Origin of the sequence: Nitratireductor luteus (genome assembly GCF_026162365.1) — a bacterium.
GTDB classification, from domain to species: domain Bacteria; phylum Pseudomonadota; class Alphaproteobacteria; order Rhizobiales; family Rhizobiaceae; genus Chelativorans; species Chelativorans luteus.
Genome location: NZ_JAOANW010000001.1, coordinates 290,629 through 313,511 on the forward strand (window position 1 = coordinate 290,629; position 22,883 = coordinate 313,511).

Annotated in this window: 22 protein-coding genes and 1 pseudogene; 13 read left to right on the forward strand and 10 right to left on the reverse strand. The window is 61.1% G+C overall.

What is annotated here, in order from left to right:
* Positions 1 to 170: 170 nt before the first annotated feature.
* Genes N1058_RS01485 through N1058_RS01500 form a run of 4 tightly spaced genes read right to left on the reverse strand, consistent with a single transcriptional unit; the run spans position 171 to position 5,012 of the window.
* A complete protein-coding gene (locus N1058_RS01485) occupies positions 171 to 2,873 on the reverse strand; it encodes an ATP-binding protein (RefSeq protein ID WP_265515703.1) in 2,703 nt (900 codons plus the stop codon).
* Positions 2,873 to 3,064 carry a hypothetical protein gene (locus tag N1058_RS01490; RefSeq protein WP_265515704.1) on the reverse strand — a complete coding sequence of 64 codons (192 nt, stop codon included), beginning with the start codon at positions 3,062 to 3,064 and terminating at the stop codon, positions 2,873 to 2,875. The genes N1058_RS01485 and N1058_RS01490 overlap by 1 nt, the downstream gene beginning before the upstream one ends.
* A gap of 49 nt (positions 3,065 to 3,113) precedes the next feature.
* Positions 3,114 to 3,485 (reverse strand): response regulator transcription factor, encoded by a 372-nt coding sequence (locus tag N1058_RS01495; RefSeq protein WP_265515705.1) that lies wholly within the window; start codon positions 3,483 to 3,485, stop codon positions 3,114 to 3,116.
* A gap of 33 nt (positions 3,486 to 3,518) precedes the next feature.
* Entirely contained in the window at positions 3,519 to 5,012 is a 1,494-nt protein-coding gene (locus N1058_RS01500; protein ID WP_265515706.1) for a helix-turn-helix domain-containing protein, read from the reverse strand.
* Positions 5,013 to 5,197: 185 nt separating this feature from the next.
* Between N1058_RS01500 and N1058_RS01505 the strand changes: the two genes are divergently transcribed.
* The 5 genes from N1058_RS01505 (at position 5,198) to N1058_RS01525 (ending at position 10,447) form a co-directional block, all read left to right on the forward strand.
* Positions 5,198 to 6,547 (forward strand): substrate-binding protein, encoded by a 1,350-nt coding sequence (locus N1058_RS01505; protein ID WP_265515707.1) that lies wholly within the window; start codon positions 5,198 to 5,200, stop codon positions 6,545 to 6,547.
* Positions 6,548 to 6,649: 102 nt separating this feature from the next.
* On the forward strand, positions 6,650 to 7,678 hold the full coding sequence (locus tag N1058_RS01510) for a branched-chain amino acid ABC transporter permease (protein ID WP_265515708.1): 1,029 nt from the start codon (positions 6,650 to 6,652) through the stop codon (positions 7,676 to 7,678).
* 4 nt (positions 7,679 to 7,682) lie between these two features.
* Entirely contained in the window at positions 7,683 to 8,867 is a 1,185-nt protein-coding gene (locus N1058_RS01515; RefSeq protein ID WP_265515709.1) for a branched-chain amino acid ABC transporter permease, read from the forward strand.
* A gap of 18 nt (positions 8,868 to 8,885) precedes the next feature.
* Positions 8,886 to 9,689 carry an ABC transporter ATP-binding protein gene (locus N1058_RS01520; RefSeq protein WP_265515907.1) on the forward strand — a complete coding sequence of 268 codons (804 nt, stop codon included), beginning with the start codon at positions 8,886 to 8,888 and terminating at the stop codon, positions 9,687 to 9,689.
* A gap of 2 nt (positions 9,690 to 9,691) precedes the next feature.
* Positions 9,692 to 10,447: an ABC transporter ATP-binding protein gene (locus N1058_RS01525; RefSeq protein WP_265515908.1), complete on the forward strand. Its 756-nt coding sequence runs from the start codon at positions 9,692 to 9,694 to the stop codon at positions 10,445 to 10,447.
* A 301-nt stretch (positions 10,448 to 10,748) separates the two neighbouring features.
* Here the strand turns inward: N1058_RS01525 and N1058_RS01530 are convergent, their stop codons facing one another.
* Positions 10,749 to 11,555, reverse strand: a complete 807-nt coding sequence (locus N1058_RS01530; RefSeq protein ID WP_265515710.1) for a nucleotidyltransferase domain-containing protein — start codon at positions 11,553 to 11,555, stop codon at positions 10,749 to 10,751.
* 163 nt (positions 11,556 to 11,718) lie between these two features.
* Here N1058_RS01530 and N1058_RS01535 point away from each other — a divergent pair, with 163 nt between their 5' ends.
* From N1058_RS01535 to N1058_RS01550, 4 genes are all read left to right on the forward strand, one after another.
* Positions 11,719 to 12,336 (forward strand): dihydrofolate reductase family protein, encoded by a 618-nt coding sequence (locus tag N1058_RS01535; RefSeq protein ID WP_265515711.1) that lies wholly within the window; start codon positions 11,719 to 11,721, stop codon positions 12,334 to 12,336.
* Between the two features lie 86 nt (positions 12,337 to 12,422).
* Positions 12,423 to 12,902, forward strand: coding sequence for a VOC family protein (locus N1058_RS01540; protein WP_265515712.1), 480 nt, complete (start codon positions 12,423 to 12,425; stop codon positions 12,900 to 12,902).
* A gap of 50 nt (positions 12,903 to 12,952) precedes the next feature.
* Positions 12,953 to 13,396, forward strand: coding sequence for an SRPBCC family protein (locus N1058_RS01545; protein ID WP_265515713.1), 444 nt, complete (start codon positions 12,953 to 12,955; stop codon positions 13,394 to 13,396).
* A 46-nt stretch (positions 13,397 to 13,442) separates the two neighbouring features.
* Positions 13,443 to 13,856, forward strand: coding sequence for an SRPBCC family protein (locus tag N1058_RS01550; RefSeq protein WP_265515714.1), 414 nt, complete (start codon positions 13,443 to 13,445; stop codon positions 13,854 to 13,856).
* A gap of 392 nt (positions 13,857 to 14,248) precedes the next feature.
* On the opposite strand, the gene N1058_RS01555 is transcribed toward N1058_RS01550, so the two are convergent.
* Entirely contained in the window at positions 14,249 to 14,743 is a 495-nt protein-coding gene (locus tag N1058_RS01555) for an MgtC/SapB family protein (protein WP_265515715.1), read from the reverse strand.
* Between the two features lie 246 nt (positions 14,744 to 14,989).
* Between N1058_RS01555 and N1058_RS01560 the strand changes: the two genes are divergently transcribed.
* Positions 14,990 to 16,111 carry an AI-2E family transporter gene (locus N1058_RS01560; RefSeq protein WP_265515716.1) on the forward strand — a complete coding sequence of 374 codons (1,122 nt, stop codon included), beginning with the start codon at positions 14,990 to 14,992 and terminating at the stop codon, positions 16,109 to 16,111.
* A gap of 188 nt (positions 16,112 to 16,299) precedes the next feature.
* Entirely contained in the window at positions 16,300 to 16,497 is a 198-nt protein-coding gene (locus N1058_RS01565) for a CsbD family protein (protein WP_265515717.1), read from the forward strand.
* A gap of 155 nt (positions 16,498 to 16,652) precedes the next feature.
* Here N1058_RS01565 and N1058_RS01570 read toward each other — a convergent pair whose 3' ends face one another.
* On the reverse strand, positions 16,653 to 18,005 hold the full coding sequence (locus tag N1058_RS01570; RefSeq protein WP_265515718.1) for a dihydrolipoyl dehydrogenase family protein: 1,353 nt from the start codon (positions 18,003 to 18,005) through the stop codon (positions 16,653 to 16,655).
* Positions 18,006 to 18,242: 237 nt separating this feature from the next.
* Here N1058_RS01570 and N1058_RS01575 point away from each other — a divergent pair, with 237 nt between their 5' ends.
* Entirely contained in the window at positions 18,243 to 18,629 is a 387-nt protein-coding gene (locus N1058_RS01575) for a DUF427 domain-containing protein (protein ID WP_265515719.1), read from the forward strand.
* Positions 18,630 to 19,775 (forward strand): AI-2E family transporter, encoded by a 1,146-nt coding sequence (locus tag N1058_RS01580; RefSeq protein ID WP_265515720.1) that lies wholly within the window; start codon positions 18,630 to 18,632, stop codon positions 19,773 to 19,775.
* Between the two features lie 3 nt (positions 19,776 to 19,778).
* Here the strand turns inward: N1058_RS01580 and N1058_RS01585 are convergent, their stop codons facing one another.
* The 3 genes and pseudogenes from N1058_RS01585 to ku all read right to left on the reverse strand — a co-directional run bounded on the left by N1058_RS01585 (position 19,779) and on the right by ku (position 22,883).
* Positions 19,779 to 20,402 (reverse strand): flavodoxin family protein, encoded by a 624-nt coding sequence (locus N1058_RS01585; protein ID WP_265515721.1) that lies wholly within the window; start codon positions 20,400 to 20,402, stop codon positions 19,779 to 19,781.
* A 108-nt stretch (positions 20,403 to 20,510) separates the two neighbouring features.
* Positions 20,511 to 22,025 (reverse strand): annotated as a pseudogene (ligD, locus tag N1058_RS01590) (non-homologous end-joining DNA ligase); the annotation flags it as partial.
* 9 nt (positions 22,026 to 22,034) lie between these two features.
* The gene (gene ku / locus N1058_RS01595) at positions 22,035 to 22,883 is read right to left on the reverse strand and encodes a non-homologous end joining protein Ku (protein WP_265515723.1); all 849 of its coding nucleotides are present in this window, start codon (positions 22,881 to 22,883) and stop codon (positions 22,035 to 22,037) included.

Sequence of the window (22,883 nt, forward strand, 5' to 3'; positions counted from 1 at the left end):
CACGCGCTATTATTTGAATCTGCGCGATGCAGAGGAAGCCATGTGAACGATTGACAATCGAGGTTTCGGGCAGCGTGGAAGCGGCGGTATCAGGGACCAAGGGCAGGCAGAACTCCCTGGGTCTTCCGCTTCCTGTGCACGCTACGGCAGCGCCGGCACGTGCCGCTTTCCTACCGATCGCCTCGTGGGGAGCGGTTGGTTGCCGGCAGGGTTATCACAAACTGCGCTCCGCTCTTGCTGTCGGCCAGCGCAAGTTTGCCGCCCAGCCGTTCCACGATCTGGCGACTGATCGCGAGCCCGAGCCCGGCGCCCACCTTGCGCGGCATTGGCCCCCGTGCGAAACGGACGAATATGCGCTCCCGCTCTGATTCTGGAATGCTGGGCCCGTTGTCTGCGACACAGGCCTCATAGACGCCCCGGCGGAGGGAAGTCGAGACAGTCACAATCGGATTCGCGCTCGTGTTGTACTTGATCCCATTGGAGATCAGGTTGATGAACGCCTGTGCGAGCTTGTCGCGATTGCCGCTGACGCGGCAGCGAGGCACCTTGCCCTTGCGGGTCAGTTTCACGCCCGCCGCGCTCGCCAGCGCCTCGCAGCTTTCTATCGCCTGGTCGAGCGCGCTGTTCGGGTCGAAGTACTCGACCTCCCACTCCACATCACCGTTCTCGAGCTGGTTGAGGTCGAGAATGCCGTCGAGCAGCTTGGTCAGCCGGATGCTCTCGTTCTGGATAATGCGCAGGAATCTCTGCTTTCGCTCGGGATCGAGCTGCGGATCGGACAGCAGGATATCGCTGAAGGAGCGTATCGATGACATGGGGGTCCGCACCTCATGGCTGACCTGGCTCAAGAACTCGTCCTTCTGCAGGTCGATCTGGCGCAGTTGATCGTTGGCGCGGGCCAGTTCGGCAGCCGTCACCTCCACCTGGCGTGACTTGCGTTCCAGCTCCGCTGAATAGGCGCGGATCTGCTCGGTTTCATCGGCTAGCCGTTTGAGTTCCTCGACGCTGATCGTCTCCCTGGTGACCACGCTGGACACCAGCGTGCGCGCGGTCGCGGCGCCGACATTGGCAGCCAGCCGCTGCTCGACTTCGGAGATCAGTTCGTCGCTGGCGATCACCGAACGGCGGCCGGGGATCCCTTTTGTTGCGAACAGGGCGAATGCTTCCTGCGCGCCCAATACGCGGTTGGCGATGTGCTTCAGGTCGGCGATGCGCGCCGTGCGCCGCATGACCGAGAGTTCAGAATCTGCCTGGTGGCGGAACACGTCGACGAAGAGCCGTGACTGGTAGCGCGCCAACGGCGTCGGTTCCGAGAACATGGGCACGCACACGAACAGCGCTGCGTTGACAAACAGGCTCCAGAATGTCGCTTGAACAAGCGGGTCCACGCCCTCCAGCCCGAACAGCGCCTGCGGCTTCAGCCAATCGATTCCCCACGGGCCATGAAGGATCACGCTCTCGGGCATCAGGAAGGCACCGCCGAAGCTCGGCAGGAACAATGTGTAGCCCCAGAGCGTGAAACCGGCAACGAGGCCGGCGAGCGCGCCGCCGTGCGTAGCGTTGCGCCAGAAGAGACCGCCCACTAGGCTCGGCAGGAATTGCGCCACGCCGCAGAACGAGATCAAACCGATGGCTGCCAGCGCGTCGGATGCACCGCTGAGGAAGAAATAGAGGAAGCCCAGGAAGACGATGAACACGATGCTGGCGCGCCGCACACCAAGAATGAAGCTCCGCATCGCATCCGGGCTGGCCGCAGGCGCGATCGAAAACCGCAGCGCAAGCGGCATGACCAGATGGTTCGAGATCATCGTCGACAGCGCGATGGATGACACGATCACCATGGAGGTGGCCGACGAGAATCCGCCCAGGAAGGCAAGCAGCGCGATCATGTCCTGATCGGCGTTCAGCGGCAGCGTAAGCACGAAGAGGTCCGGGTTCGAGCCTTCCGGAAGCTGGGTGAGGCCCGTCACCGCGATAGGGATGATGAACAGGCAGATGAGGAACAGATAGAGCGGAAACAGCCATGAAGCCGTTCTGATCTGGCTCTCGCTGGAGTTCTCCACCACCGTCACCTGGAACTGCCGCGGCAGACAGATGACGGCCGCGCCCGCCAGGAAGCACAGCGTGATCCAGCGCAGGCCGAATGTATCATCAGGGGCGACGAGATTGTCTGGTGCGTTTTCGAAGACCGCCGCCGGCGAGCCCTGTATCGCAAAGACGACCCACAAGCCGACGACCAGAAGCGCGATGAACTTGATGACCGCCTCAACCGCGATCGCAGCGATGACGCCGTGATGGCGCTCATTCACGTCGATATTGCGTACGCCGAAAATGATCGAGAACACGCACAGCCCGACCGCCAGCCAGAAGGCGGTCGTGAAGTCGGGCTCCAGACTGGTATTGGCGGCCGTTACCGCCCCGGCATGGAAGGTGATGACCTGAAAGCTCGACGTCAGCGCCTGAAGCTGCAGCGCGATATACGGTGCCGTCACCACCATCGCCATGATGGTGACGAGCGCGCCCAGCGTGGGGTCCTTGCCGAAACGCGCGGAGATCAGGTCGGCGATGGACGTCGTGTGATAGACGCGGCCGACCGTCACCAGCTTGCGCAGGAAGACCCACCAGCCGACGAAGACAACGGTTGGGCCGAGGTAGATCGTCAGGAACTCGAAGCCGTTGCGCGCCGCCGAACCGACCGCGCCGAAGAACGTCCACGACGTGCAGTAGATAGAGATCGACAGTGTATAGACAAGCGGCGAGGACAGCCAACCGGAAGGGTCGCGCCGCGCGCGCCGGTCGCCGGCGAAGGCGACGGCGAACAGGATCGCCACGTAGCCGAGGCAGACGAAGATGACGAGATCGGTCGGCAGCATCAGCCCGGCTCGTTGTCTGCCGGGTCGGGCTTGCCGAGCCGCAACGACAACAGGAAGGCGGCAGCGATCACGACTGCCCAGACCGCAAAAAGGTAAACGACAATAAGCGGAAGGCCGAAGAGCGCCACGGGCTTGGAGAAGATCAGGATAATCGGAGGAAACAGCAGTATGATCGCGATAAAGGGCAGCATGGAGGCTGCGTCCCTGACGCCGCGCGAACCGGCCTCGAAGCGGTCCGTCTTACCGTCTTGCGAATTTCTCGACCTGCTTGACCACTTCGGCATTGGAATAAGGCTTTGTAATGAAGGCATTAGCACCGGTCTCTTCGGCGGCTTTCCGGTCCTGCGCCTGACCCTTGGCAGTAAGCACGATCACCGGAAGCTTGGAGAGCCTGCTGTCCTCCCTCATGGTGCGTAGCACATCGAGCCCATTCATGCCGGGGAGCATGATATCGAGCACAACGGCGGAGAAAGCCTGCTTCCGCATCTGTTCCAGCGCCGTGAGTCCGTTCGACACCGACTCCACGTCGTAATTCACCCGCTCCAGGATGAAGCGGAGTGATTCGACGATGTTCGGCTCGTCTTCCACGACCAGAATACGATTGGACGACAAACACCTACCCTCCCCACGGCTCGCCCATTGTTATCAGGAATGATTGGCGTCGGACATGCGCCTTTTGTCCGATAAAGCCGGACCGGCGATCAGTTGCTCCTCCTGACGATAACCGCAATCCTCGCGCCGGCAAAGGCGGCAAACGGTGCCTATCGATACGGCGGCTTTCTCCAGGTCGAGCCCGTCGCCATAGACCACGCGGCCGACCTCATTCGCCGGACAGGCCATCATGACCGACAAAAGCTTGCGCGGGTAACCGATGCGCGCCGGCATCTTGTCGACAGCCCGGGCGAAGAACAGAAACCGGTCGCCCGACGGCAGCTCGCCGTATTGCCGCACCGTGATTCCCGGCGTCTGAAAGGCGCTGTAGATGGCCCATAGCGAACACGCAGTCGTATAGCGCGGCAGCGGCAGTCCCGGCAGAGGCAGCCTCTTGGTCACATGGCCCGAAACGTCGGAACGCATGAATGCAAGCTGCACGCCTTCCGCGCCAGGCCTGCGCAGCGTGGCCAGTCGATGCGCCGCCTGCTCATAGGAAACGCCGAACCGGCGACACAAGGCATCGATGTCGTAGCGATGCCGCTCGGCGGCCTCCAGAAACGGCTCGTAGGGCATCAGAATCGCACCGGCCAGATAGCTGTAGATCGCCGCCTCCGCGAGACGCCGCGAATCCTCCGATGGCAGTGCGGAATGCCCGTGCACGATTTCGCCCACCGCCTCGCTGCCGATCCGTCGAGCGGTCCTCTTCGCCAGCGCAAAACGCTGTGTCTCCGGCGTGTCATCGGGCGCGTCCGTCATAGGAGAGACGTCGCGGAAACCGTCCCGTGACGGCGCCTGCAGATAATCCTTGGCAAGGGCCTCCAGCGTAGGGAAGTGATTGTTTTCCTGGAGAATGAAGGCGTCCACATGCTCGCTCGGCGTCGCCGAGCGGACGCGCATTTCCGCGCTGTCGAAAAAACCGAGCAGCGCCCGCGCGGTGGCCGACAGCCTGGCGACGTCGCTCTGCACGATCGCGCCGAATCGCCGCTGCTCCTTTTCCGAGAGACTGCCGCCCGCCAGGATCTCGGCAGCCGAACTCAGCGAGGTCGCGTTGGTCAGCATCTGGTGCACGTTTTCGCCCAGGAAAGGATCGTGGTTCAGCCGGTCGGCAAGTGCCAGCACGGCCTGCCGCTGGTCTTCGTATGCCCGGAACAGGCCAAGGATGAGTTCGCTCCAGCCCGGATGCCGCCCGACGAGGTCTTCCGCGTTGCCGCGCGTGCTGTTCGGATCCGCGAATCGCGGATCGGCCGCCAGTTCCTCCAGTGCCTGCACCAGCCGGCGCTCGGCGCCCCCGTCGAGCTGCGCGACATCGACATTGAGTTCGGCGCTGATCCTTTTCAAAAGCGCGGCGCCCACCGGGCGCCGGTTACCCTCGATCAGGTTGAGATAGGGCGCGGAAATACCGGCGTGCCGCGCCAGATCGGCCTGGGTCAGGCCCAGTTCCTTGCGGCGCGCGCGGATTTTCAGACCAGTCAGCTTCTGCGCCATGCCTTCCTCCCTGCACAATGATAATTAATTACAGATACAACGCCATAGCAGTAAAATTATTAACAAAAAAATATTGTTAAACCAAAGGCTTATTGCCATGTTTACGACAAGCGGGCAGGTTCACGGAAGGCTGCGTGTCGCCGAACCGGCAGCGCACCCACTTGCAATTCCAAGGGAGGAACCTGATGACTTTCCGAAATCCGAACCGCCGCAAGATCCTGAAAATAGGCGCGGCCGCCGGCGTGACGACGCTTGCGACGCCGTATTTCTTTTCTAGGGGCGCGTTTGCACAGAGCATGGACTACCGCAACGCGCCGGAGGGTGACACCGTCACGCTCGGCTTCAACGTGCCGCAGACGGGCGCTTATGCCGACGAAGGGGCGGACGAACTGCGCGCTTACCAGCTCGCGGTCGAGCATCTGAACGGAGAAGGTGACGGGGGCATGCTCAACACCTTCTCCTCCAAGGCGCTCGAGGGCAACGGCGTCAACGGCAAGAAGGTCGCCTTCGTGACCGGCGATACGCAGACCAAGTCGGATGCCGCCCGCGCATCGGCCAAGCGCATGATCGAGAATGACGGCGCCGTCATGATCACCGGTGGTTCGTCGTCGGGCGTGGCGATCGCGGTGCAGGGGCTCTGCCAGGAGGCCGGCGTCATCTTCATGGCCGGCCTCACCCACTCCAACGACACCACCGGCAAGGACAAGCGCGCCAATGGCTTCCGTCACTTCTTCAACACCGAGATGACGGGCGCCGCACTTGCCCCGGTGCTGAAGAATGCCTACGGCACCGACCGCAAGGCCTACCACCTGACCGCAGACTACACCTGGGGCTGGTCCCAGGAAGGCTCGATCAAGAAATATACGGAGCAGCTTGGCTGGGAGACCGTGGACGCCGTGCGCACGCCGCTGGGTGCCGGCGACTTTTCTCAATATCTGACACCGGTTCTCAATTCGGGCGCGGACGTTCTGGTCCTCAACCACTACGGCAAGGACATGGTCAACTCGCTGACCCAGGCCGTTCAGTTCGGCCTGCGCGACAAGCAGGTAAACGGCAAGGACTTCGTCATCGTCGTGCCGCTGTATTCGCGCCTGATGGCCCAAGGCGCGGGCGAAAACGTGAAGGGCATCTTCGGTTCGACCAACTGGCACTGGTCGCTGCAGGACGAAGGCTCCAAAGCCTTCGTGAAGTCCTTCGGCGAGAAGTACGGCTTCCCGCCGTCCCAGGCCGCCCATACCTGCTACTGCCAGACGCTGCTCTATGCCGACGCCGCCCAGCGCTCCGGCACATTCCAGCCTTCGGAAGTCGGCAAGGCGCTGGAAGGCTTCGAGTTCGACGGCCTCGGCAACGGCCCGGTCCTGTATCGCGAAGCCGATCACCAGTGCTTCAAGGACGTGCTGGTCGTGAAGGGCAAGGAGAACCCGGACTCCAAGTTCGACCTTCTCGAGGTCGTCGAGATCACGCCGAGGGAGCAGGTCGAGTATCCGCCCGAGCTGCTCGGCGGCGAACTTGGCCCCTACAACGATGGCGTCTAGTCTCCTCCAATAGGTGCTTCACCACCGGCTGCCGTCCGCGGCCGGTGGTGACATGCCGCTTTGCCGCGATCGACGCGGCCGCAGATTGTTTGGTTGTCGAATATGGATGCAATATTTCTCCAGATACTCAACGGGCTGGACAAGGGCGGCGCCTATGCGCTGATCGCACTTGGCCTCACCCTGGTGTTCGGCACCCTGGGTGTCGTCAACTTCGCCCACGGCGCGCTGTTCATGCTTGGCGCCTTTTGCGCGGTGACGCTGAACCGCCTCCTCAACATCTCCTTCGAAAGGGTGAGCGAGACGGAAACGAACTTTCTGGGCAAGCCGCTCGTGGAGCAGGTTCCCTATCTCGAACAGTGGTTCGGGCCGGAGGTCGCGGGTTTCCTGCTCGACTGGTCTGTTCCGATCTCCATCCTTCTAGCCGTCGTCGTCATGGCGATCGTCGGCATTGCGATGGAGCGCGGCCTCATCAAGCATTTCTACAAGCGGCCGCACGCCGATCAGATCCTGGTGACGTTCGGTCTCGCGATCGTCCTTCAGGAGATCGTCCGGCACTTTTTCGGCGCCAACCCAATTCCCCAGCCTGCACCCGATATCGTAGCGGGCGCGGCGAACGTCGGAGCGTGGCTCGGGCTCGGCGACAACCTGATCTATCCCTGGTGGCGGCTGATATATTTCCTGTTTTCGGCAGTTGTCATCTTCGCCGTCTTCGCCTTTCTGCAGTTCACGACGTTCGGCATGGTGGTTCGTGCCGGCATGCACGACCGCGAAACCGTCGGCCTTCTGGGAATTAACATTCAGCGTCGTTTCACCATCGTGTTCGGATTGGCCGCCGCCGTGGCCGGAATCGCGGGCGCGATGTACACGCCAATTTTGCCGCCCGACTATCACATGGGCATGGACTTCCTGGTCCTGTCCTTCGTCGTCGTCGTCGTGGGCGGCATGGGCTCGCTTGGTGGCGCGGTGCTGGCGGGATTCCTGCTGGGCATCCTGCAGAGCTTCGCCTCGATGACTGCGATCAAGTCCATCCTGCCCGGGATCGACCAGATCATCATCTATCTCGTCGCAGTGATCGTGCTGCTTACCCTGCCGCGCGGCCTGATGGGCCGTCCCGGCGTGGCGGAGGACTGACCAAATGCTTCGAACGCTCTCACGCTCCGACTGGCTGCTTTTGATCGTCTTCGCGGCGGTCGTGCTGACCCTGCCATGGACGATGCAGCCCATCGGCGCCGCCTATCCGGACCTGTTGCAGAAATTCGCCATCTACGGCCTCTTCGCGATCGGCTTCAACATCCTGTTCGGACTGACCGGATATCTGTCCTTCGGCCACGCCGCCTTCCTCGGCGTCGGCTCCTATGCCGCCGTCTGGTCCTTCAAGCTGCTGACGATGAACGTGCTTCCCGCACTTGCCCTCTCGGTCGCTGTGGCAGGCGTGTTCGCCTTCCTCATCGGCTACGTGTCGCTCAGGCGCTCCGGCATCTATTTCTCGATCCTGACGCTTGCGTTCGCGCAAATGAGCTACAACCTCGCCTACTCCGTATTCACACCGATCACCAATGGCGAGACGGGTCTGCAGGTGCGAGCCATCCGGGCGAGCGCTGAAACCCCGCTGCGCGACGGCGACGTACGCATCATCGACCAGGCGCTTGGCGTCCAGGAGGTCGGCATCCCGATCTCCAATCTGTTCGGAATGAAGATGAGCGGTTATCCCGGCTTCTATTTCTGCGCCGTGTTGTTGATCATAGGCTTCTTTATCGCGCTCAGCATCTCGCGGTCCAATTTCGGCATGATGCTAAAGGCGATCAAATCCAACCAGAACCGGCTGAAATATACCGGCGTCCACACCCGTCCGTACCTGATCGCGGCATTCGTCATCTCCGGCATGTATGCCGGGCTTGCCGGCTCGCTTCTTTCGATCACGGATCCCATCGCGGGCGCGGAGCGCATGCAGTGGACGGCGTCCGGCGAGGTGGTCCTGATGACGATCCTCGGTGGTGCGGGTACGCTCATTGGTCCGGTCCTCGGTGCCGGCCTCATCAAATATGCCGAGCAGAAGGTCTCGTCCTGGAACGAGGGCATTCTGCACGATGCCTTCTCCTTGCTGCCGGGGCCGGTGCAGGACTTCTTCGTCGAGTTCGCCACCCTGTTCGTGGGCGAGGGCTGGCACCTGACGCTCGGCTTGATGTTCATGATCATCGTGATCTTCCTGCCTGGCGGGCTGATGGAGGGCTTCCGGCGGCTGCGCCGGGCTCTCACGAGCGGCAGGTCCTCAGCGAGCCGCACCATGTCGTCCACATCACCGGTACAGGAAAGGGGCTGAAACATGTCCGTGGCTGAAATGGCAACGCATGGCACCGACGAGCGGGGCTTCCGCAGCGGCGTTCCCAACAAGGTGCTGCACGTCGACGACGTCCACAAGAGCTTCGCGGGCCTCCATGCGCTCTCCGATGTCGATCTCGACGTGCGCCAGGGCGAGACCCACGCGATCATCGGCCCCAACGGCGCCGGCAAATCGACGCTGCTCAACGTCTGCGTCGGCCGCATCAAGCCGGATCGCGGCGCGGTCATCTTCGACGGCAACACGCTTACGGGCAAGGCGCCGCACGAGATCAACCAGCTGGGCGTGGCGCGCGTCTTCCAGACGCCGGAGGTCTTCCTCGACCTCTCCGTGCTGCAAAACGTGATGGTGCCGGCGCTGTCGAAGCGCGACGGCTACTTCAACCTCAACCCTTTCACGGCATTCGCAGGCGAGACCGCCATTCGTGACGAGGCGGAGGAGGTGATCGCCAATGTCGGGCTCAAGTACCACATCCACTCGCCGGCATCGAGCCTGTCGCGCGGCGACAAGCGCCGACTGGAACTTGCCATGTGCCTGATCCAGCATCCCAAGCTGCTGCTGCTCGACGAGCCGACTGCCGGCATGGCGCGCCACGACACAAACGCAACCATCGATCTGCTGAAGGAGATCAAGGAAAACGGGATGACCAAGATCATCATCGAACATGACATGCATGTGGTGTTTTCGCTTGCCGACCGCATCACGGTGCTGGCGGGCGGCCGCATAATCGCGCAAGGTTCGCCCGAGGAGATCAAGAACAACCCGAAGGTGAAGGAAGCCTATCTCGGGGAGGAACAGGTATGAACATGGCCATGCAGCAGCTGAGCGAGACTGAAAGCCTTAACGTCGATCCCACCTCGCAGTATTTCGCCGTCCGCGGCATCAAGGCCTTTTACGGCGACAGCTACATTGTTCAGGACATCTCCTTCGACATCAACGAAGGCGAGATCCTGGCGCTGCTCGGCCGCAACGGCGCCGGCAAGACATCGACGCTGCGCACGATCGCCCGTGCCGGTTCACCGGAATTGCGCGATGGGGAGATTTGGCTGCAGGGCAAACCCGTCCACGAGATGCAGTCCTACGAGGCAGCCCGCCACGGTATACAGCTCGTACCGGAGGACCGGCGCATCATACCGGGCATGACCGTGGAGGAAAATCTCGATCTCGCCTGCATTTCAGGTGAAATCGGCTGGGAATACGAGCGCATATACGAGCTTTTCCCGCGGCTCAAGGAGCGCCGCCGGCAGGAAGGCACCACGCTCTCGGGCGGCGAGCAGCAGATGCTCGCCATCGGCCGTGCACTGGCCCGCGACCTCAAGCTGCTTCTTTTGGACGAACCGTATGAGGGACTCGCGCCGGTGGTTCGCCATGATATCGAGCAAGCTCTGATCGAAGTGCGCAATGCCGGTATCACCACGATCATCGTTGAACAGAATGCGGTCGCCGCGCTGAAGATCGCCGATCGGGCGATCATTCTCGATACTGGCGAGCTGGTCTTCGGCGGCTCGGCCAGGGAAGTGCTCGAGAACGAGAGCCTGCGCCACGAATATCTCGCGATCTGAACTGCAGGACGGCGCGGGCAGCCTGCGCTCTTCCCTATCGGCGCGCAAATTCTTGCCGATATGGGGCCTCCAGACATTGACGCCGTTCTGGCGAAGTTTGCGCATGAGCTGTCGGGAGCATGGCGCAGTGGCCATGATTGCCCCGCCGCTTGTTGCACGGGAGGACGTTTCACACGGGAGGACGTTGCGCCGTCGGGCTTGTCAGCATCTTCGCACTGGCGTTCGTCGGTTAAAGACCACGCGCTGAAAGCTCGAAGTCTGCTCAGGGCTCGAAGCTTTCCTTTGCTTGATCCGCTTGAGATCAAGTTGAGGCGAAGGGCGGCTCAATCTCCAGCGCCTCTTTAAGACGCTCCCATGTTACCGCTTCAAACCGTTCCGGCCAGTCGATCTCCCACAGCTTGGCAAGCTTGCGAGCACGCGGCAGGTAAGCTGCTGCGTAAGCCATATGGGCAGCTATCAACATATCTCTTGTCGGGACTGGCGGTGGCAGCGAGGCAAGAACCTCCTTCTGTTCGTCGGTGATCAGCCTGTTCAGATGGAGCGCACCGCCTCGATGGGGTGCTCCGGTTTCCTCGATGAGAAGGTCCACGAGAAGATTGCGCAGGTGGAACACACCCAGGACGCCGTTGAGATATTCCTCTCTGCCCATCGCAAGTGGCAGGAGGCCGAGAATTCGGATGAACTCTTCGAACTGGTACTTCATACGTCGCGGGTCCGGGCCGGTCGTCTTTGAAGATGCCGGCAGGGTATCGAATATCCGATCGTGATCGAAAAGAACCTTCAAGCCGTCCTTCGCCTGCCTGCCCATCTGGTCGGGCTTCAGGATCACGACATCGGTTCGCGACCAGTCGCGCGTGATAGCATTGATCAGGACCGGCCTGACCAGCCGATCCCACCACAATACGATCTCGCCCGTGCGGCTGACTGCCTTGTGCCAAAGTCTGGCAACTTCGTCCGTGGGACCGTCGGCAGCCACCATCAGGAAATCGATGTCGCTATACGCGTCTTCGAGACCCGCCCCGTAGCTACCGCTCAAGAACAGCGCCCTTATGCCCGGCTCATCCTTGAGTTCCCCGGTGATCGCCTCGATTGCAGTGGCGGGCTCCATGCGTTCAACTCCCTCCGGCGAGGGAAGTTACCAGAACACTCCCGGTGTTCAACTGTCCGCATGGGCCGCGAAATCCCGTGGCCGAATAAATATGTTGGTTGTCGGGAGACGCGCCACATGTTCGTCCTCGGGCTACGAAACAATGAACATAGCTGGAAGACCCATGAGAAAGATCAGGATCATCGAACACATCTCGCTGGACGGCGTGATCCAGGCGCCCGGCGGATCGGACGAAGACAGAGATGGTGATTTCGAACTTGGAGGGTGGATCGTGCCGCGTTCCGATCCGGCCGTGGGAGAGGCCATCGTCGCAGCTCACGGCAAGGCGTTCGATCTGCTGCTTGGCCGCCGCACCTACGATATCTGGAGCGGCTACTGGCCGAAGATCGAGAACAATCCGATGGCAGACAGTTTGAACGCCGCAACGAAATATGTCGCGACCCACAGGCCGGGCAGCCTCGAATGGGGGCCGGTCGAGGATCTTGGAGCAGACGTCGTCGAGGGCGTTCGCCGGATCAAGGCAAAGGACGGCGCTGACCTGATCGTCTGGGGAAGTTCGACGCTGACGCCCGTGCTGCTCGAAGAGGGGCTGGCCGACGAAGTCCTGCTGCTCGTCTATCCGGTCTTGCTCGGCCGGGGAAAGCGCTTCTTTTCGGACAGTGTCGACCCGCGCGAACTGGCTCTCGTCAGCACGAAGGCCGCCTCCTCGGGCGTACTCATGAACACGTATCGACCCGTCGGATCGCTGCGGACCGGATCCTTTGCAGAGCCGCCCGGCTGACCAGATGAAGGAGGCGCCCCAGCAGGTTTGTTTACGTACTTGCAGGCGCCGCACGAACACCACACCAAGAACCGAGGAGATTAGATATGACCAAACTCGTAACCTGCCTGTGGTTCGATCACGGCGAAGCAGGCAAGGCGGCGGAGTTCTATGCCGCCACCTTTCCGGACAGTCATGTGGATCGGGTGAATGCGTCCGCATCCGACTATCCCGGCGGCAAGGAAGGCAATGAACTGACCGTCGAGTTCACGCTGCTCGGCCAGTCGTTCCTCGGCCTGAACGGCGGCCCTAATTTCAAGGCGAACGAATCCGTGAGCTTGATGGTGCTGACCGAAGATCAGGAAGAGACCGACCGCTACTGGAACGCCATCGTCGGTAACGGCGGTGCGGAGAGCGCCTGCGGCTGGTGCAAGGATCGCTGGGGCTTCTCCTGGCAGATCACGCCGAAGCGGCTGATGGAACTGACGACCAGTCCCGACCGCGCCAAGGCCAAGCGTGCGATGGAGGCGATGATGACGATGAAGAAGATCGACATCGCGACGCTGGAAGCCGCAGCAGCAGATTAAACCGGCCCAAGGCAACGACGCCTTGATGGGCTCACTCAATGGAGATGATCATGCCAAGTACCGTTAAGCTGCACCGGGTTTTCGCGACGAAGCCCGAAAAGGTTTACCGCGCATTTCTGGAGCCTGACGCGGTTGCGAGTTGGCTTCCGCCCTTCGGCTTTACCTGCACGGTCCATGAGCTTGAGGCCAAGGAAGGCGGCAAGCACAGAATGTCCTTCCGAAATTTCACGACCGGGCAAAGCCATTCCTTCGGCGGCACCTATCTGAAACTGGTTCCCGGCGAAATGCTCGTCTACAGCGATGTGTTCGATGATCCGAACCTTCCGGGCGAGATGACGGTGACCGTCACGCTGACGGCCGTTTCAGTCGGAACGGAAGTGAGCATCGAGCAGCAAGGCATTCCGGATGTGATCCCGCGCGAAGCCTGCTATCTCGGCTGGCAGGAATCCCTGCGCAAACTTGCCAAACTCGTCGAGCCCGAAATCACGCAGTGAGCCGTTGGCGAAATCTCGCCCAACTGTGACAGCAAGGAAAGCAAGAATGACCAACCAGCAGATCACCATCGCCACCACGATCGCCGCACCGGTCGAGCGCGTCTGGGAGGCCTACACGACGCCCGCCGATATCACGCAGTGGAATTTCGCTTCCGATGACTGGTGCTGCCCAAGCGCCGAAGCCGACCTGAAGGTGGGCGGCGGCTACAAGGCGCGCATGGAAGCCAAGGACGGCAGCTTCGGCTTCGATTTCGAAGCGGTGTACGAAGAGGTCGACCCGTACAAGGCGATCACATTGGCCATGAGCGACGGGCGCAAGGCGCGCACGACCTTCGAAGCAACTGGGAATGGTACGAAGGTGACGACAACATTCGACGCCGAGACGCAGAACTCCATTGAGATGCAGCGCGACGGCTGGCAGGCGATCCTGAACAACTTCGGAAGTTATGTTGAAAGGTGACGCCCATCCATCGCTCAGCCGACCGCCTCCATGCCGTATTCCTGCCAACAATCGCGCCGATCTTTGTTGTATCGGGATCGATGCTACACTACCTTCCCTGATACGGACTTTGGTGTTTCGAGCGTGTAACGAGGGCGGTCGGATGAGTTCACTACGGGACGTTAAAGACGATCAAAGCAGCACAAATGCGAGGTATCGGATGGCGGCATGGGTCGGCGCCATGATTGCGATCATCGTAATTGCCTTGGCTGCACTTCTCTGGTCATGGTTTGATGCCTTGGCAACCAGCTAGCGGGCTCAAAAGCCTCACCAATCGTTCAAGCTCGACGAGCTGATATGCTCCGTGTCGGGTGCGATCGGTTGGGCGGATACTGTTTGACGCGCGTGGCACTCTAGTCATGGTGCCGCGGTTCCTTGAGCTCAAAATGAATTTCCAGCCGACGAAGGACCGCAAGCACGATCGTGCCCAACAGGCAGGATAGCGCCGCTACGAGCCAGAGCCCCAGACCTACGGCGAGGCCGGTTGCCGCGGCCAGCCACATGCCCGCGCCTGTGGTGAGGCCGCGCACTTGGCCGCGTTTGAAAATGATAAAGCCCGCTGCCAGAAAGGCCACGCCCGATGTTATTGCCTCCACAAGGCGAACAGGGTCAGCTCGCACCTGATCGTCCTGGAAAATGGCCATTGAAACAATTTCAACGGCAACGATGGCGAAGGTGGCCGAGGCCAGGCAGACCAGCATGTGGGTTCTGAGCCCCGCCGGACGTTCGGCAAGCTCGCGTTCGAAACCCAGAATTCCGCCAAACAGGATGGCAAACAGCAGTCGCACCGTGATGACTTGCCAGGGCAGTGCTGTTTCGGGTGTAAAATCTTGGAGGAGTGCTTCCATGCCGGCAGCAACGCCGAACGGGCGTACGCGGTTCCCTGTGCCGGCGAGGCCAGTTGAGATTCATCGGGTTTAAAGCGGCAGCGGTGAGATCGTTGATTGCAGAGGCTTTCGCCGGTTCATATCGCCTTCGGCACCGCCTGCAGAGCTTATCGATGTCGGAGTACATGCCCGACTCCGTCTATCTCGACACGCACAGGAACAAGCGGACGCGACACCCGTTGATAAGCTTTCCGGGAGGAGCCGTTGATGCGCGTCAGAGAGCTGAAAAAACCGCCTGTCGTCCGCCTGCCGCCGAAATCAGATCTGGATGTTACATTGGCGCGAGGCGCGCAGGTAGCGCTCCTGTTCCTGGGTTTTCTCGGCCTCGTGCTGGCGCTGCAGGCAGGGCGTTTCCTGCTTGCCCCGGTTACGCTCGCCGTCATCGTCGGGCTCATGCTCAGCCCGATCGCCACCCGGATGGAGGTGCGCGGCGTGCCGCCCAGCGTCTCCGCGGGAGTGGCTGTGGCAATATTCATCATGGTGTTGAGCATCCTTGGCGCTGCGGTCGCTGCTCCATTGACAACCCTGGCCAGCCTGGTGCCGCAGATCTGGAGTGAGCTGCAACTTCAGGTGACAAGCCTGTCGGAGCCGCTCGCCACTATCAAAAGCATGCGTGAACACATGCGTACCGTCATGGGCGGTTCGGATATAACCGTTTCGGTCGAGGAGGGCTCGCCGGTCGAAAACATGGCTGCTCTGGCCCCGGCACTGCTCGCGCAAATTCTGATCTTCCTCGCCAGCCTCTACTTCTTCATCGCCACACGGCACGACACCCGGTTGATGATTCTGAAACTCTGCACCGGGCGGCGGTTACGCTGGCACACCGCACATGTCTTCCGTGATGTCGAGAATCTCATCTCCAACTATCTCGTGGCAATCACGCTCATCAATATCGGACTCGGCCTGGCCGTCGGTATCGCGCTGTGGCTCCTCGGTGTTCCCTCGGCGCCGCTCTGGGGCGCGCTTGCAGGCATCCTGAACTTCGTCATCTATATCGGCCCGGCAATTATGGCCGCGATCCTCCTGGGCATCGGCCTCACCAATTTCGATACCTTTGCCGGCGCCCTCCTGCCGCCGCTCGCCTATCTTGTGCTCAATGGCATCGAGGCACAATTCGTCACGCCCATCGTGATCGGCCGCCATATGACTCTCAATCCATTCCTGGTTTTCCTGGCGGTGATATTTTGGCTGTGGCTGTGGGGTCCGATTGGAGGCTTCATTGCCATACCGGCACTGCTCATCCTCTTTGCGATAATCCGCAATATCGTGCCCGGCTTCGGATGGGGCCTTTCGCAAGCCCCGCACCAACCGGGTTCCCGCCTACCCTAGATGGCATTTTGAGTCGGCGCTGTCATCGGTCCAGGAGGGCAAGCCTCAGTCGTTTGGCCGGCGTTCGATGAACCAGGTCAAGCAGCTACATTTCCAGCGCGGCCGTTCGGCTGCGAGTGGTATCGACAGCCGGAACCAATCCCTGTTGAGGCAGTTACTGTGCGTGCAAACTTGAACTGGAGCGCGTCATGAATTGGGATCGGATCAAGGGACAGTGGAAGCAGTATACCGGCAAGGCCAAAGAGAAGTGGGGTGACCTCACCGACGATGATTTGGATCGGGTCGAAGGCCAGCGCGAGCAATTGGTCGGCAAGATCCAGGAAAAGTACGGGATCGCCAGAGCTGAGGCCGAACGCGAGGTCGATGAGTGGGCTCGCCGCCTGTAACCGCCTTCGTCCAGGCTGCGGCGCCAGGCCGCCGTTTTATACGTGCTCTGCCCGGTGCTGAAAACTACCGGTACCAGACAGCTCGCAACAAAATCCCCGCGAGGCCAGCATACCGGCCTCGCAGGAGCAGTTGATCCCGACCACCTCGTTTAAGGTCAAAGCATCGATCCGATATCGGATCCAACCGTCGGATAAGCAGGGGTCATAGACTTGAGCTCCGTGGCTGTCAGACCAACCTTGATCGCCAGACCGAACAGGTTGACCAGTTCCGCGTAGCCGGGGCCTATCAGGTGCGCGCCGAGGATTTCGTCGCTGTTTTCATCGACGAGAATCTTCACCGCCGCACAGCTTTCACCCACCCGCATGTTGGAGAACCAGTCCCCCGTGTCGTTGAAGCGAACGCTCACGTTGCGGCCGGTTTCCTTCGCTTCGGCTTCGAGCATGCCCACACGGGCCAGTTCAGGTATGGTGAAGACCACGCTCGGCACACCGGAGTAGTCGGGCTCGACATCCTCCTTGCGCAACATGTTCGAGGCTGCAACCTTCCCCTCGATTGCCGCCACCGGCGTCAGCGGCGCACCCGGCGTGTCCGCGACGTCCCCTGCCGCAAAAACCGAAGGATTGGAGACACTGCGAAGCGTTGCATCAACGGTCACACCCTTCTTTGAGAAATCGACACCAGCGGTCTCCAGCTCGAGTGCTTCGACTGCCGGAGTACGGCCAGCGCCGTGCACCACCAGGTCCACTTCCCACGTCAGCCGCTTTCCCTCGCGCTCGCCCGTCACTACGAAGGCTCCATCGCGCCGCTCCACCGACAGGAGGCTGGTGGCCAGTTCGATGTCCATGCCCTCCTCGCGACTGCGGGCAACCAGCCTGTCGACCAGGTCCGGATCGAAGGCCTTCAACAGATGCTTGTCGCGGCTGATGATAGTGACCTTGCTACCCACACGCGCGCAGATGTGCGCGAATTCGAAGGAAACATAGCCTCCGCCGACAAACAGGACCCGCTTTGGCAGTTTGTCGAGCTCCATGAAGCCCGCATTGTCAACGAGGTGTTGGGCGCCCGGTTCGTCAAGCGGACGGGGCCCTGCTCCCGTCGCGATCAGCACATTCTGAGCCTTGTATTCCTGTCGGCCGATAGCGACCGTATCCGGCCCGGTGAAGCGGGCGGATCCGTGCAGCGTCACGATGCCCTGTTTCCGGAGCGCACCCTCGATCCGATCCGGCATCGCCTCGGTGAAGCTGCGCTTGAATGAGACCAGGTCGGCCCAGTCGACCGCCATTTCGTTCGGTCGGATGCCTTTGCCGTCCATCAGCCGTGCGGCTGAGGCGACCTCCGCACCTCGCCTCAGGATCTTCTTTGGATCGCACCCGCGCAGCGGACAAGTGCCGCCATAGGGAAGTTCGTCGACGATCGCGACGCGCCATCCCGCTGATGCGCACTTGTGCGCTGCCGTTGTCGCGGCCGTGCCTGTGCCAAGCACGATGAGGTCGTAGATATCCATCATACCCGTCCTTTCCTGATCTCCCGCGCCTTTCGCGCACAAGGATCGGCGCTTGCGCATTCTCGATTCTCGGGCCCATGCGGCAAAGTACCGAGCGCCATTTTGATGACGCCGTATCCTTTTGTTTTTCCGCAGCTATTCGGACATCGGTCGATTCCGCATCACCGCGAAAGGCTATGGTCGCCTGGAACTTCCGAGCATCGCCATGGTTTGACGAAACAGAGACAGGAGGTGAAGGCGATGACCGAAACACGGCGACGCATCACAGTCGTCCCGTATAAGGGCACAGTCAATGTTCGTTTCTCCGACGCAATTATCGCATCGACGGGCGACGCCCTGGTCCTGCACGAGGAAGGACGCGAACCCGTATTCTACATTCCGTCGGAACACATTTATTTCGAGTTTCTGCGCCCCTCCGAAACCCGTACCCGATGTCCGTTGAAGGGCGAAGCCAGATACTGGGGCGTGGAAGCTGTCGGCGAAGCCGCGCACGACGTGATGTGGATCTATGAAACGCCGTATGAACAGGCGCGGCAGATCGCCGGTTACGGGGCGTTCGATCCCGAGAAGGTCATGATCGAGGCGACACCGGACGAAAGCCCGCGCGAGACGACGGACATGGTGTAGATGGGCGACACCGACCCCCTGCGACACGGCACGGGTTCATCGGCCGCCCAGTCCCGGCCGCCCGATAAAATGTCGGGCAGGTCGGACTTGGCAACCCGGTTGGGTCTCTGGCTGATGGGCATCATAGCCGTCGTGCTGGTGATCGCCGCGCTGCGCGCCACGGCCTGGATATCTTCCACGCTTGCCTTGGCGTTTTTCATCGCGCTGGCTCTGTGGCCCGTCGATATCTTCATTCGCCACCGGACGCCGCGCTGGATGCAGTGGCTCGGGCACGCCGCCGCGCTTGCGCTGATGCTGATCGTCTTCGCGTTGTTCCTTGGCGGCATCGTTCTCGCGGCTGGCCAGATCGCCGCCAATCTTCCCAAGTATGAGGGGGTAACCCTGGCCTGGGGAGAAAAACTCTCTGCCTGGATCGATTTGTCCAGTGTCATGGGGAATGACGAAAGCACCCTGGCGAGCCGCCTCATGGACCCGGCGGTCAGTTTCGCCTCCGCGATCGTGCAGTCAACCTCCCATCTCGCCGGCATTCTCTCGCTGATCTTTTTCCTGGTGCTGCTGATGCTCGTCGAGGCACCCCTCCTGTCAAGAAAGTTGCAGTCGGTGACAGGCCGCTGGGACGGCGAACGGTACCGCTCCACGCTCTCTACCATCGCGGCACGTGTACGGTGGTATCTGGCGGTGCGGACGATGCTGGGGCTCATCACGGGTCTCCTGTATTTGCTCTGGAGTTGGTTGTGGGGCCTCGATTTCATCTTCGTCTGGGGTCTGCTGGCCCTTCTTCTGAACTATATCCCGACGGTTGGCTCCCTCATCGCCGGCCTCCTGCCGGTGGCGTTCGCCTTCCTTCAACTCAATATCTGGACGGCTGCGCTCTACGGGCTCGGACTTCTCGTGATCGAACAGGTGATGGGCAACTACGTGGACCCGAAACTGCAGGGCCAGCAGCTTGCCCTGTCGCCTTTGGCCATTCTGGTCGCACTGATATTCTGGTCATGGGTATGGGGTTGGGCAGGCGCGCTGGTGGCCGTACCAATGACGCTCGTGGTGATGATCGTCACTGCAAAGATTCCGGTACTGCAGCCGGTCGCTCTGTTCCTGTCGAACTGCAAGGATGGGGACGAACTACGTGCCGTGACCTCGGCGTGAGGCTCAGTCCGTCCCGCCGGGATAGTTCTCCGCCTTGAGAAGCCGCGCCAGATGCACCGCGTTTGAAGCCGCCATGCGAAGCGAAAGCCGCACCTTTTCCGGCATCTCGTCGAGATCCTTGTAGTCGACGGCCTGCATAGCCTCACCCACCCAATAGGGGCCCGCATTGGCCGGAACGGTGAATCCAACGTCGTTGAGCGCCTGGAAGCACTCGGCATGGCAATGGTGCGCGCCGTCCTCATTGCCGACGACGGCGACGAGCGCCGCCTTTCCTGTGGCGGGCATCCGGCCCCTGTCGTCGGTCTCGCCGAGGAAGGCGTCCAGCCGCTCCATGACACGCTGCGCGAGGCTGGAGGGTTTGCCGAGCCAGATCGGCGTACCAAGGATGAAGATGTCCGCGTCGACGATCTTTTGCCTCAGCCGCGGCCAGCCGTCGCCTTCGCCCATGTCGGAAAGGACGCCTGGCTTGATGTGCTCATCCACCGCCCGGACGATCTCGCCCTCGACGTCGAGCTTTGCCAGTTCGGCGATGAGGTCGGTCAGCATCTTCTCGGTAGACGAGTGTTCCTTGTCCGTGGCGGATTTCAGCGAACAGTTCAGGGCAAAGGCCGAAAGTTTCTGTAACATGGCTTTCCTTCCCGATGTCCAGACGGCGGACAGCTAACCGTCTTCCTGGTCTGCGATATCGGTAACGCGTCGCCATCAACGGCGGCGCTACCGGGCTTTGCTTCCCCGCTCGACGACCACCTCCCTGGCGCCCTTGTCGTGACGCAAGCCTTTGAAGACGCCATGGCGCACCATGCCGTCGGAGGTGAATTCCGTGAACTCGATCTCGGCCACCAGATCCGGTGTCACATATCGTGCTTGGCGGGCGATATCGCGCGGCACGTCGGCAAACGGCGCGGTCTTGCGTGCCCTTTTGCGGAATGAGGCAGCCAGCTTCTCCATCATATCCTCGTCGAAGCCAGCACCGACGCGGCCCTTGTAGATCAGGGCATTACCTTCGTAGGCACCCAGCAGGATCGAGGCGAAGGGCCGGCCCCGTTTGTCCGATGGCGAGTAGCCGCCGATCACCAGTTCCTGCCTGTTCGTGCACTTGACCTTCAGCCAGCTTTTCGTCCGTCCCGACCGGTAGCTGCTGTTCGCGCGCTTGGCGATGATGCCTTCATAGCCGGCGGAGCAAAGGCTGCGATGTATCTCGGAAGCGTTGCCTGCAACATGCGCTGAAAAGATCAGTGGCTCGCTCTCGCCGCCCAGCAACTTCTCGAGTCGCCGCTTGCGCTCGTGGAGAGGTAGCGACGTCACGTCTTCCCCCTCCTCCTCCAGGAGGTCGAAGACGAAGCAAGACAGTGCCCTACCGGAGTTCAGCGCCTTCTGCAGAGAGGAGAAATCGGTCTTGCCATCGGCGTTGAAAGCAACGATTTCGCTGTCCATAAGCGTGCCGCTGGTCGGCAGTCCGGCAGCCGCCTCAGCGATTTCGGAGAACCGCTCGGTCCAATCCTGCCCGTTGCGCGTATAGATGCGTGCAGCGCCGGCGGCCACGGCAATCAGGGCGCGATAGCCGTCATACTTCATCTCCGTGAGCCACCCCTCCCCGTCGGGTGCCGCATCGGCGAGGGTGGCAAGCTGCGGCTCCCGCCATTTCGGCAGTTCAACGTCGGAGACGGAAATCTTCCGCATGGTGCGGCTGGATTCTATGCTTTTCGTGTATTTCCTGAGCACGTCGCCACGGCGCGACGAATGCTCGTCGTCGGCCTTGATGAGCAGCCAGTTCTCACGCTTTTCGCCCGGTTTCCCGGACATGCGCACGAGAGACCATTTGCCCTTCAACCGTTCGCCGTGCAGCGTGAAGGTAAGTTTTCCCTTTTTGAGCCCCTGGCCGGGGTCGTCTTCGGGTTCCCAGTGGCCCTTGTCCCAGAGCATCACCGTACCGGCGCCGTACTGTCCTTTCGGGATCGTGCCCTCGAATGAACCGTAGGACAAGGGATGGTCCTCGGTACGCACCGCCAGCCGATTCTCGGAAGGATCGAGACTTGGTCCCTTGGTCACCGCCCAGCTCTTCAGAACGCCATCCCATTCCAGCCGGAAATCGTAATGGAGGCGGGTGGCGTCGTGCTTCTGCACTACGAAAACGGGCGCCGTTTTCTTTGTGCCGCGCGCGGGCCTGTGGTCGTCGGGTTCACGCGTTTTAGAGAAATCGCGCTTGGTACGGTACTCCTTGAGCAGTGTCTCGGCCTGCCGTCGTGCCATGGGAAAACCTCACGCGGATTTCTTTTTCCTGGCCGAGGGAGTTGATGCCTTTCCCTTGCTCTTTCGGTTCGATTTCTCGACACTCTGTTTGAGAGCCGCCATCAGGTCGACCACATTGTCACCCTCGGCCGGTTCCTTGCCTGCCTTCACGCGGGATGCCCCCTTCTTGCGCTTGCCCGCCTTTTCTTCGACGAGCGCATGTATGGCTTCCGAGTATCGATCCTTGAAAGCATCGGCATCGAAGGGCGCGCTCTTGCGCTCTATCAGCTCCATCGCGACCGAAAGCAGGTCTTTCTCCGCCTTCTTTTCCGAAATCGATGAAAAGAAGGAGTCCGTCTTGCGGATTTCGTTTTCGTAGTGGAGCGTTTCCAGGAGCAGACCGCTGCCGCAGGGGCGGACCGCCACCAGATATTCATAGCCGCGCATGGCAAGTTGCCCCAGGCCTGCCTTGCCGGTTTCACGCAAGGCGTCCCGCACGACCCGGAATGCATCCTCCGCCAATTCGTCGCCGGGGCTGAGGAAGTAGGGCTTGTCGAAATATATCGGTGGAATCTCCGTAATGCCGACGAACTGAACCAGTTCCAAAGTCTTCTTCGATTCCAGCTTGATATCCTCGATCTCGGCCGGATCGATCACCACATATTCATCGCTGTCGACTTCATAGCCCTTCCAGATATCCTCATTGTCGACCGGTCCGACACCCGGCACCACCTTCTGGTAATGGACGCGTTTGCCGGAAGGCTTGTGGATCTGGCGGAATGAGATGCGCGCCTTACGGTCGGTAGCGGAGAACATCTCGACCGGTATCGCAACCAACGACAATCGGAGCTGTCCCTTCCATACAGGCCGAGGTGCCAT